Origin of the sequence: Sphingorhabdus sp. EL138 (genome assembly GCF_945862485.1) — a bacterium.
Classification (GTDB): Bacteria; Pseudomonadota; Alphaproteobacteria; order Sphingomonadales; family Sphingomonadaceae; genus Sphingorhabdus_B.
The window spans coordinates 1-11,254 of sequence record NZ_CAMAYF010000034.1; the positions used below are offsets into that span (position 1 = coordinate 1).

General features: G+C 53.2%; 7 protein-coding genes and 1 pseudogene. 6 read left to right on the top strand and 2 right to left on the bottom strand.

What is annotated here, in order from left to right; all coding sequences use genetic code 11:
• Both Q0O33_RS09950 and purU read right to left on the bottom strand, forming a co-directional pair.
• Positions 1 to 135 (bottom strand): annotated as a pseudogene (locus Q0O33_RS09950) (S-(hydroxymethyl)glutathione dehydrogenase); the annotation flags it as partial.
• A 38-nt stretch (positions 136 to 173) separates the two neighbouring features.
• Positions 174 to 1,031, bottom strand: coding sequence for a formyltetrahydrofolate deformylase (purU, locus tag Q0O33_RS09955; RefSeq protein WP_295499041.1), 858 nt, complete (start codon positions 1,029 to 1,031; stop codon positions 174 to 176).
• A gap of 234 nt (positions 1,032 to 1,265) precedes the next feature.
• On the opposite strand from purU, the gene Q0O33_RS09960 reads away from it, so the two are divergent.
• From Q0O33_RS09960 to Q0O33_RS09985, 6 genes are all read left to right on the top strand, one after another.
• Positions 1,266 to 3,977, top strand: a complete 2,712-nt coding sequence (locus Q0O33_RS09960) for a TonB-dependent receptor (protein WP_295499044.1) — start codon at positions 1,266 to 1,268, stop codon at positions 3,975 to 3,977.
• Between the two features lie 129 nt (positions 3,978 to 4,106).
• Positions 4,107 to 6,107 (top strand): tetratricopeptide repeat-containing sulfotransferase family protein, encoded by a 2,001-nt coding sequence (locus Q0O33_RS09965; RefSeq protein WP_295499057.1) that lies wholly within the window; start codon positions 4,107 to 4,109, stop codon positions 6,105 to 6,107.
• Positions 6,108 to 6,118: 11 nt separating this feature from the next.
• Positions 6,119 to 7,426, top strand: coding sequence for an MFS transporter (locus Q0O33_RS09970; RefSeq protein WP_295499046.1), 1,308 nt, complete (start codon positions 6,119 to 6,121; stop codon positions 7,424 to 7,426).
• The gene (locus Q0O33_RS09975; protein ID WP_295499049.1) at positions 7,419 to 8,858 is read left to right on the top strand and encodes an aldehyde dehydrogenase family protein; all 1,440 of its coding nucleotides are present in this window, start codon (positions 7,419 to 7,421) and stop codon (positions 8,856 to 8,858) included. Before Q0O33_RS09970 ends, Q0O33_RS09975 begins: the two co-directional genes overlap by 8 nt.
• Positions 8,855 to 10,042, top strand: coding sequence for a mandelate racemase/muconate lactonizing enzyme family protein (locus Q0O33_RS09980; protein ID WP_295499052.1), 1,188 nt, complete (start codon positions 8,855 to 8,857; stop codon positions 10,040 to 10,042). The genes Q0O33_RS09975 and Q0O33_RS09980 overlap by 4 nt, the downstream gene beginning before the upstream one ends.
• The coding region (locus tag Q0O33_RS09985; RefSeq protein WP_295499055.1) for a GMC family oxidoreductase N-terminal domain-containing protein at positions 10,039 to 11,254 on the top strand (1,216 nt) is incomplete at its 3' end. The genes Q0O33_RS09980 and Q0O33_RS09985, both read left to right, overlap by 4 nt.

The window sequence follows — 11,254 nt, forward strand, 5'->3', positions numbered from 1 at the left end:
ATACGCATCGGTATGGCAAATCCCCGTCGCCATAATCTCCACCAACACTTCGCCAGCCTTGGGACCTTCCAAGTCCAACTCAACAATCTCCAAAGGCTTCTTGGCTTCAAATGCAACAGCTGCGCGGGTCTTCATGGCAGGGATCCTTAATTATTGTCTGATTTGCGCGAAACTTACTTGAACACAATAGTGCGGTTGCCATTCAGCATCACGCGATGTTCCAAATGGAGCTTAACTGCGCGCGCCAGCACTCGGCTTTCGGTGTCTTGGCCCTGCGCGATTAAATCGTCGACGGTGTCGGCATGATCAACGATGGACACGTCTTGCGTGATAATGGGCCCTTCGTCGAGGTCAGCGGTTACATAATGCGCTGTAGCACCCACCATTTTGACGCCCCGTTCATGCGCACGATGATAAGGCTTCGCGCCCTTGAATCCGGGCAGAAAGCTGTGATGAATGTTAATCACACGGCCATCAAGTTTGCGGCAAAGCTGGTCCGACAAGACTTGCATATAACGCGCGAGGATGATGAGATCGACTTGCTGCTCCTCTACCATAGCTAGCAATTTTGCTTCTTGTTCCAGCTTATTTTCTGGCGTGATCGGCAAATATTGAAAAGCTATGCCTTCATGCTCTGCGCGTCGCTGCCAATTCAAGTGGTTGGATACGATGCTGGTAACTTCCATCGGTAGCCGGTTGGTGGAGGTGCGGTACAGCAGGTCGTTCAAACAATGACCGCCTTGACTCACCATGATCATGGCGCGGAGTTTTTTGCGCAGGTCGTGGATGCGCCATTCCAACCGGAATGCGGTTGCAACGGGCATAAATGCGGCGCTAAAGCTCTTAATCGTCGTTTCGGCCGTGCACGAAACGGCAATACGCATAAAAAATCGACCGGTATTTTCGTCGCTATACTGCGAGCTTTCGACGATGTTGCAATCTTGGCTGGCGATCGAGTTGGCGACAGCGGCGACGATGCCTTTTCGGTCCTCACACATGATAAGCAAAACAAAGTCGGCGCCGGTTTTCATCTTATATCCCACTCCTATAGAAATTGGGCATCGCGTAGCCGCCCAACTCCGTACGCACCAACTCGTTCAGATATATATTAGGTCTTCTAATCGCGATATGAAGATGATGTAATTGATTAAAGAATTTATTTTACCAATCGTGAAAATTTGGTCAGTTGCTTGCATGGGGCTCCAGTTTCAGTCTATAACGTGGAGTTTAAAAGCCCTCGCAAAGTCGGGGCATGGTTGAGGGGAATGAAATTGAAAAGTTATTTGAAAATTTCGACAGCGGCGCTTGTTATTGCGTCGGCGAGCGCTGGCATCGGTATTAATCCTGCATTTGCGCAGCAATCTGCTGAAGAGCGGGACCGTGGTATCGCTGATATCGTTGTAACCGCAACGCGTCGTGAAGAGTCGGCCAATCGGGTGCCGCTAGCTATTACCGCTTTGGGCGGTGAGGCACTGAGCGACCTAAACGTAACCAAATTTGAAAAACTGATCGAATATCTGCCTAATGTCCGCGCTGCTTCGCGTGGCCCAGGTGCATCTTCCATCTTCATCCGTGGTCTTTCGACAGACTCGCCAGGCTTGCAAATCGCTGGTACTGCTGGTGCACAGCCAACGGTCGCGCTTTACATTAACGATGCACCTGCATCACTCGTTGGTCGTAACCTTGACCTATATGCTGTTGATCTTCAGCGCGTTGAAGTTTTGGCAGGTCCGCAGGGCACGCTCTTCGGCGCAAGCGCGATGGGTGGTGCAGTCCGCTACATCACGAATAAGCCAGACACGAGCGCGTTCAGCGCTGGTTTCAACTCCAGCTATGCCTTTACCAAGGGTGGTGAAGAAAGTGTTGCTGGCGACGCGTTCATCAACATCCCCGTCGTGCAGGATAAGCTGGCCGTTCGCGCTGTGTTTTACACCGACCAGCAGGGTGGCTACATCGACAATGTCGCAGCAACATACCAAATGCCTTTCAATGGCAATGTGGGCGTTGCTGGTAAGTTGCCAACGGGCAACCCCTTACTCGTGATGCGTGCGATCCAGTCTTGCCAAGCAACGGCTACTACCGCAGTACCAAACTGCACTGGAAGCCTCTATCGTGCGCCGACGCGTCAAACTATCCGCAATGATGCCTTTGTCGAAGACAATTATAACGATGCAACCTATCGCGGCGGCCGTATTGCACTGACTTGGAAGGTTACAGACGATTGGTCTGTCGATCTAATGCATGTGCGTCAGGAACTGGATACCGATGGTGTCTTTGATTTTGAACCCTCTGTTGGTGATCTCCAGGTAACGAAGTTCAATGATAACTCACTGCGCGATCGCGTAACTCTCTCGACTTGGGGTGTTAACGGTCGTCTCGGTGCGCTTGATTTGATCTACACAGGTTCTTTCCTGAAGCACCGTGCGACGCAGGTTGCTGATTATGCCGGATATTCAAACATCGGGCTTTATCTGCCATATTATGAATGCGACCGCGGCGTGTATTACACCGCAGCGTACAATGGCAATATCGGCAATACCTGCTACGCGCCGAGCAAAAGCTATCAGGTTCGTAACCGGACTGAGCGCATGACGCACGAATTCCGCGTAACAACGCCTGCTGACAAGCGTCTTCGCGGTACCTTTGGTCTGTTCTACGATGATAACAAATTGTTCGACAATACCGACTGGTCCTATCTGCAAGAGGCAGCTGGCTTTATCTATCGTCGGGCACCAAATGCTTCGGTAAACGCGAATGATACCAGCATCCGTCCAGGCAAGGTTGGCTTTTTCAATGACATCCAGCGCCAAGATAAGCAACTTGCTGCTTATGGTGAAGCGTCCTTTGATATCATTCCAGACAAGCTGATTTTGACCGGTGGTCTGCGTTATTATGATGAAGAGGCTTCAATCAACGGTTCGTCGAACGGCAGCTTTGGTGGGTCCCGTGGCGTATATAACGCTACTACTGGCACCTATTCGTCTGCAGCTACGCCGCCAACGACGTATAATGTGAGCGCCAACCTCAACGTGCTTTATGCTGACGCATCACCAGCAAAGTATAGCGGCACTTTGTACAAAGCCAACTTGACCTATCGTCTCAATGACACTTCCTTAGTGTACGCGACTTACTCAGATGGTTTCCGTCCAGGTGGCTTCAACCGTCGTCCGTGCCGCGTACCAAGTACGATTTGTCCGACCAATGCTGACTTTGTTCGCTTGGGTACATATGTACCGGACAAGGTGCAAAACTATGAAGTTGGCGGTAAATTCTCGCTACTTGACCGTCGTTTGCAGGTGAACTTTGCTGCGTATCAGATCGACTGGAGCAACATTCAGATTACGGTTTTCGACCAGAACATCTCGAACCAAACATTTACCACGAACTTGCTTGATGCGCGGATCAAAGGTTTGGAAGGCGACGTAACGTGGCGTACCACGCCGGAATTGACGTTTAACAGCGCATTTTCGTACAATGACTCTGAAATGACGAAGTATCGGAAAAGCTCGAAGGTGCTCCGTCCACTTGGTGGACCACTTGCTTTGAGCCCCAAATTCCAGTTCAATGCGCGTTTGCATTGGGAAAAGGAACTGTCCTCGGGTCTTGCTCCGTTCGCGCAAATTGGCATACATTATGTCGGCAAGAGCATCTCTGACGTCATTGATAATGTCGACATTCGCTATCAATCGTCGAACCCTACGCTTGGCTATGCGGCAGCGATTCCTGTCACCTATAACGGCGTAACTGTCCGTCCCGGTGACGTGATTGCGCCGGTGAAGGCTGCGCAGAACCTTGGTTCCTACACCACGGCCGGCGCAGCAATCGGTGTCTCGAAAGACGAGTGGCGTCTGGAGTTGTTTGGTGACAACCTGACCGACGAGCGTCCCGAGCTTTACAAGAGCGGGAACGACGGTGAACTGCGGACGACGACATCGCGTCCACGCACAATCGGACTGCGTTTCTCGTACAAGATTTAAGCAACAAGGTGGGCGCCCCTAGGAAACTAGGGGCGCTTTGCCACATCTGCATTTCTGCATTGCGTTAAGCGTGCGAATTGCTGCAAGGTTCGTGCAATCGTTCGTCACAATATGGGAGAGTAGGTGACAATGCTGGCCGAGGCCTCGTCGGATAATATTGACGCCAACTTGCGTGAAGCGCGGTCGCATCTGCAAAATGCCCGATTAGCTGAAGCAGAGGCCGTGTGCGTTGGCATACTCAAAAACGCATCCGATAACATTGATGCCCTATACACTTTGGCAGTGGTGCAGCGGATGCAGCGGCAAATACCGGCCGCACTTGCGACGCTGGATAAATTGATTGCCGTTGACTCAGGTTATGGCCGTGCGTGGCAAGAGCGTGGGCACTGCTTTCGTGGTACTGGTCGTGTCGAAGAAGCTGTCGCTTCCTATCAACGTGCCGTGACGCATAATGGTGCACTTGTTGCAAGCTGGCGTATTCTTTCCGAGTTACATGATGCGGCTGGGCGCGAAGGGCCAGCTAATTTTGCGCATGCGCAATATACGCATCTTTCGGCGCTTCCGCCCGAGTTGCTGAGCGTCGCGAGCTTTATTCAAGAAGGGCGTATCTACAAAGCCGAGCAATTGTGTCGCGCCTTCCTGCAGCGCAACGGCCATCATGTGGAGGCGATGCGCTTGCTTGCCGATATCGGCATGAAGTTTAATGCTTATGATGAGGCGGAGTTTCTACTCGAATCCTGCAAGGTTCTGGAGCCTGACAATGTCAGCGCACATTTCGATTATGTGAAAGTATTGCGAAAGCGCCAAAAATTTGAACTGGCACTCAGCGAAGCCTCAGAGTTACGCGCAAAAGAACCGGGTAATCCCGAGTTTGAAATGCTCTATGCCAATGAAAATTTGGCCGTCGGCAATTTTGATGAAGCGATGCTGATTTATGAGGCTTTGCTTGGATCCATGCCTAATAACCCTGGCATTAATCTGACCTACGGTCATGCGCTAAAAACCGTTGGGCGACAAAATGAGGCAATTTCCGCTTATCGACGGGCGTATCAAGTGCGGCCGGACTGCGGCGATGCCTATTGGAGCCTCGCCAATCTGAAGACTTACCGGTTCGATGACATTGAAATCGCGCAGATGCGCGATCGGCAGGCTTCGCCCATAACGGCGCTGGATGACCGGTATCATTTGTGTTTTGCGCTCGGCAAGGCGCTGGAAGATCGCGGCGATTATGACGCGTCGTTCGAATATTATGAGCTGGGTAATCGGTTGAAACGCGAGGAGCTGAAATATAATCCGAGCCGGCTGTCGAACGAAATGCGGCTGCAACGCGAACTGGTAACCCCTGAACTGCTTGAGAAATTTTCAGGGGCAGGCTGTGCTGCCGCTGACCCGATTTTCATCGTCGGGTTGCCGCGCGCTGGTTCCACTTTGCTGGAACAAATCCTCGCCTCGCACAGCCAAGTGGAAGGGACGATGGAGCTCCCGAATATCTTTGCTTTGGCGTTCCGCCTCGACCGGCAGCGTGTTGTTGGTGAGGAGCCCGAATATCCCGCCAATTTGGGGGATTTGACGCATGAAGATGTAACCCGTTTCGGCGAAGAGTTTATCCGCGACACGCAGGTCTATCGCAAAGGCGGCACGCCCTTCTTCATCGATAAAATGCCGAACAATTTCCGGCATATCGGCCTGATCAACATGATTTTGCCAAACGCCAAGATTATCGATGCGCGGCGCGGGGCCATGGGGTGTTGCTTCAGCGGGTTTAAACAACTCTTCGCCGAAGGTCAGGAATTCACCTACGGGCTAGAGGAAATCGGTCAATATTATGCTGACTATGTCCAGCTCATGGATCATTGGGACAATGTGCTGCCCGGCAAAATACTGCGCGTCCGTTACGAGGAAGTCGTTGCCGATCTGGAAACCCAAGTCCGGCGTTTACTCGATTATTGCGGGCTTCCTTTTGAAGAGGCCTGCCTCAATTTCCACCAGACCGAGCGCGCGGTGCGGACCGCGAGCTCGGAACAGGTGCGACAACCGATTTTCAAAAGTGGCGTCGATCAGTGGGAAAATTTCAGTGATTTCCTTGATCCGCTGCGCAACAAATTAGGGCCAGAACTGGCCGCAACCTGAGGGGAATGACGATGGCGAATAACGAGCCGACCGCACCAGTAAGTGCCGATGAAGTGTCCTCACTGGGGCAGCGTTGGTATGTCCTCATCATCATGATGCTGGTGTACACGATCAGTATCGCTGACCGTTATGTTTTGTCCACATTGCTTGGACCCATTAGCGAAGAATTGAAATTGAGCGATACGGAGACCGCGTGGCTTGGCCTGCCGCTTGCGCTTTTTTATGTAATTATGGGCATCCCTTTGTCATGGTTGTGCGACCGGACCAATCGCCGCAACTTGCTGGCCGCGTCGGTTGCTGTCTGGTCATTTATGACGGCGATTACGGGTTACACGCGCGGTTATTTTGACTTGCTGCTGGCGCGTGTGGGCGTTGGTATCGGTGAGGCTGGTGGTACGCCTGCGTGCAATTCCATTATTGCTGACTATTTCCCTGCAGACCGGCGCTCCATGGCCATGACGGTTTTCGCCCTTGGTGCTCCCATCGGGGCGTGGCTTGGCTCGGACATCGCTGGATTGGTATCGACAGTACACGGCTGGCGCGCCGCTTTCTTGGTGCTGGGTGTGCCCGGTATCATTTTGGCGCTGATCATCATGATAACGATTAAGGAACCTAAGCGCGGGCGCCTTGACCTAGTGCAGGAAGATAAAGCGCCAACGGTCATGGAAACCCTAAAATTCCTCTGGTCACAAAAATCGGCTGTGCATGCGATGACGGGCAGCGGCCTGTCGGCGCTTTGGGGTTGGGGTTTGATGTGGTTCACACCGTTATTCCTGCAACGGACCTATGGCATGGATGAAGGCGAAGCTGGCGGTATGTTGGGCTGGATTTATCTTATTGGTGGGATTGGTGCGTCGTTGTTGACGGCATGGGTGGTGGCGCGTCCTGCTTACACCGATCCACGAAAAATCGCCCGGCTTTTGGCCGTGGTAACGGCATTGGCCACTATCCCATCGTTTTTTGCTTATTATACGCGCGATTTGGGGATGGCACAGATCATGTGGTGGTTGTTTATTCCAGCAATCTATTTCTACATCGGCCCGGCATTTGCACTATGTCAGAACTTGGCTGCACCGAAAATGCGGTCCATGGCCGTGGCGATATCCTTGCTTGTTGCCAATGTTCTGAACCTGATTGTTGCGCCAACTATTGTTGGCAGCCTCAGTGACTTTTTTGATGCTACAGGCGGCGGCAATGCAGACTCCCTGCGCATTGCCCAGCTCATTCTCGCACCCACCGGCCTGTGGGCGGCCTGGCATTATTGGCGCGCCGAAAAATACATTATTGAAGATCAAAAGAGAGCCATTGGATATGTCTAATTCGCCGCTTAAGTCGTATATAAATGGCGCATGGGTCTTGCCTGCGACATCCACAGCAACGGTAGATGCGGTAAATCCTGCTACGGAAGAAATCTGCGCCATTGTTGCGGTTTGCGGGCAGGATGATGCTGATCGGGCGGTTCAGGCGGCTCGGGCGGCATTTGACGGCTATGCGGCGACGACGCTGGAACACCGGATTGCGTTGGTGGAAAAGCTGATCAGCATTTTTGAACGACGCTATGACGAAATGGTAACCGCTATCTCGACCGAGATGGGCGCGCCTTATGACCTGTCTTATGATGCGCAGGCGGAAAGTGGCCCCGGCCATTTGAAAGCGACGGTTAAGGCCGTGCGCGAAATGGCATGGGACTATGACGTTGGCACAGATGGCATTGTCACGCATGAGCCTATCGGTGTTTGCGTGCTGATCACGCCGTGGAACTGGCCGATCAATCAGATCGTTTGCAAGGTGGGGCCTGCGCTTATTACCGGCTGCAGTATGGTTTTGAAACCCAGCGAGATGGCACCATTGTCGGCGCAGCTCTTTGCGGAAATGGTTGAAGAGGCTGGTTTCCCCAAGGGCGTGTTCAACATGATCCACGGCACGGGCGCTTCGGTCGGCGATACGCTGACCAGCCACCCCGAAGTCGACATGATCTCCTTCACCGGATCGACACGGGCGGGCATTCAAATCGCCAAAAACGCAGCGGATACCGTGAAGCGTGTTGCCCAGGAACTGGGTGGGAAATCCGCCAATATCGTCTTTGCGGACAGCGATTTGGAGGCGGCGGTCACGCGCGGCGTTTTGCATTGCTATGGCAATACCGGCCAATCTTGCAACGCACCGACGCGTATGCTTGTTGAGCAATCAGTCTATGATGAGGCGGTTGCCATTGCGGCCCGTGTTGCGAAAGCGGCTCAGCTTGGCGACCCGATGAAAAAAGGGCCGCATTATGGCCCAGTGGTCAGCAAGGCACATTATGACAAGATCCAGGGCCTCATTCAGGTCGGAATTGATGAGGGCGCGCAGCTTGTTGCAGGTGGCACTGGCCGGGCCGAGGGCTTTAACCGCGGCTATTATGTGAAGCCTACGGTTTTTGCCGGCGTCCATAACAAGATGCGTATCGCGCAAGAAGAAGTGTTCGGGCCCGTGCTTGTCCTGATTCCCTTTAAAGATGAAGCAGACGCCATCGCTATCGCGAATGACTCACCCTATGGGCTTTATGCGTATGTGCAAACGAACGACATGGAGCGTGCGCGCCGTGTAGCGCGGTTGATGCGCGCAGGTGGTGTGAGCATTAATGGCACGAGCCAGGATTATATGGCGCCCTTTGGCGGGTATAAACAGTCGGGCAATGGCCGCGAATATGGCGAATTTGGCGTCCGCGATTTTCTGGAAATTAAATCGATCAGCGGGTTTCGCACCGCATGAAGCTGACTGACATTGAAACCTTCGTCGTAGGCAATCCGCCGCCGCATTTTGGCGGACGCTATTTTGTGTTCGTCAAAATAACGACCGACAGCGGTGTGTCGGGCATTGGTGAGGCCTATTGCGTGCCGTTTGAACCGCATCTCGTCGCCAAAATGATAGAGGATGTGTTTGCGCGTTATGTCGCGGGCAATGATCCGCACGACATCGAAAATATGTGGCGTAGAGTGTATTCCAGCGGTTTTACCCAGCATCCCGATTTGACATTGATGGGGGTTTTATCGGCGCTCGAAATGGCCTGTTGGGACATCATCGGCAAAGAAGCGAACAAGCCAGTGTACAAGTTGCTTGGCGGGCAAGTCCATGAACGGCTGCGCGCCTACACCTATATCTATCCGCGACCCGGCGACAAAACAGATGTGTATCACGACCCCGATCTGGCGGCGGAGCGTTCGGCGGAATATTTAGCCCAAGGCTTCACCGCTTTGAAATTTGATCCAGCAGGGCCATATTCGGCGTTTGATGGGCGGCAATTGTTATTAGAAGCGCTGGATCTGTGCGAACGCTTTGCAAAATCTTTGCGCGAAGCGGTCGGCATGAAGGCAGATTTGTTATTCGGCACGCACGGTCAAATGACGGCGGCGGGCGCTATTCGTCTTGCCAAGCGGCTAGAGCCTTTTGATCCTTTGTGGTTGGAAGAACCCGTGCCACCCGATGCGCCCGAAGAAATGGCCAAGGTGGCAAGGGCAACGTCGATCCCTGTTGCAACGGGTGAACGGTTGACGACAAAATATGATTTCGCGCGGTTGTTACGTGCAGGTGCAGCGGCGATTTTACAAATGAATCTCGGGCGGGTCGGCGGCATATTGGAAGCCAAGAAGATAGCCGCCATGGCGGAGGTTGATCATGTGCAGATCGCGCCGCATTTATATTGCGGCCCGATTGTGGGCGCGGCTAACATCCAAATTGCGACCTGCTCGCCAAATTTCCTGATCCTTGAAAGCATTGAGACTTGGGGTGGCTTTCACACGGAAATTTTGAAATCGCCGATCCGGTTTGAGGAGGGGCATGTCATCCCGTCGACCGCGCCGGGCTTAGGGGTCGAATTAAATGAAGATGTGGCACGCGCCAACCCATATACGGGTAACATGCTCCATCTCGAGATGACGCAGCACCCAGTTCAGTGACGGAAGAATTCGACTATATCATCGTCGGCGCAGGCACGGCGGGTTGTGTGCTTGCCAACCGCCTGACCGAAGACGGCAAATATAGTGTCTTGTTACTCGAAGCAGGCGGCAGCGACCGGTCCATCTGGATTCAGATGCCCATTGGTTATGGCCGCACTTTTTTTGATAAGCGGATTAACTGGATGTACGATACCGAACCGGTTGAGGCGCTTGGCGGCAGGCGAAGCTATTGGCCGCGCGGTAAGGTAATCGGCGGGTCGGGTTCAATCAACGCCATGGTCTATGTGCGCGGACAGCCGCGTGATTTTGATGACTGGAAAGCTTTGGGCAACCAAGGCTGGGGCTGGGACGATGTCTTGCCTTATTTCAAAAAGTCGGAGGATTTCGACTGGCACAGCGCGCATCACGGCAAGGGCGGACCGCAGCATGTCACGGATATATCACCATTTGCGCACCCGATCTGTCGCAGCTTTATCGAGTCCGCGCAGGCATTAGGCTTTCCCGCCAGCAGTGACTTTAATGGCGGGCGACCAGAGGGCGTAGGCTATTATCAAATCAACACGCGCGGCGGTTGGCGTGCCTCCACGGCGAATGCGTTTCTGCATCCGGCGCGAAAACGCAAGACGTTGAAACTTCAGACCTTAGCGCATGTGTCGCGGATATTATTTGATGGGCAGCGCGCGGTAGGGGTGGCTTACACCTGCAAAGGCGTGCGCAAAGAGGCGAAGGCACGGCGCGAAGTCATCCTTTCAGGCGGCGCCATTAATTCACCCCAATTGCTTATGCTGTCGGGCATAGGACTTGCGGATCATCTGAAAAATGCGGGCATTACGCCGCTAATGGATGCAAAAGCGGTGGGCCACAATTTGCAGGACCATATTGCCGTCTCCTATTTCTATAAGGTCCGGACGGCGACGTTGAACGATGTGCTTCACCCGTTTTTTGGCAAGTTGCTTGCGGGCTTGCGCTATGTCGCTGACCGCGCAGGGCCTTTGTCGTTGAGCGTTAATCAAAGTGGCGGTTTCGTGCGCAGTGATGCGAGCAAAGAGCACCCCAATTTGCAGCTTTATTTTAGCCCAGTGAGTTACACTAAGACGCCCTTGTCGGAACGCAAACTGCTGAATCCTGATCCATTTTCGGCATTTTTGCTGTCGCACAACCCCTGCCGTCCGACCAGTCGGGGACATATTGAACTTAACGGTTCGGACCCTT

Excerpts from the sequence above, each read along its gene's own strand:
- Q0O33_RS09960 (WP_295499044.1), top strand. The coding sequence starts at position 1,266 with ATGAAATTGAAAAGTTATTTGAAAATTTCGACAGCGGCGCTTGTTATT.
- Q0O33_RS09965 (WP_295499057.1), top strand. The coding sequence starts at position 4,107 with ATGCTGGCCGAGGCCTCGTCGGATAATATTGACGCCAACTTGCGTGAA.
- Q0O33_RS09975 (WP_295499049.1), top strand. The coding sequence starts at position 7,419 with ATGTCTAATTCGCCGCTTAAGTCGTATATAAATGGCGCATGGGTCTTG.
- Q0O33_RS09980 (WP_295499052.1), top strand. The coding sequence starts at position 8,855 with ATGAAGCTGACTGACATTGAAACCTTCGTCGTAGGCAATCCGCCGCCG.
- Q0O33_RS09970 (WP_295499046.1), top strand. The coding sequence starts at position 6,119 with ATGGCGAATAACGAGCCGACCGCACCAGTAAGTGCCGATGAAGTGTCC.
- purU (WP_295499041.1), bottom strand. The coding sequence starts at position 1,031 with ATGAAAACCGGCGCCGACTTTGTTTTGCTTATCATGTGTGAGGACCGA.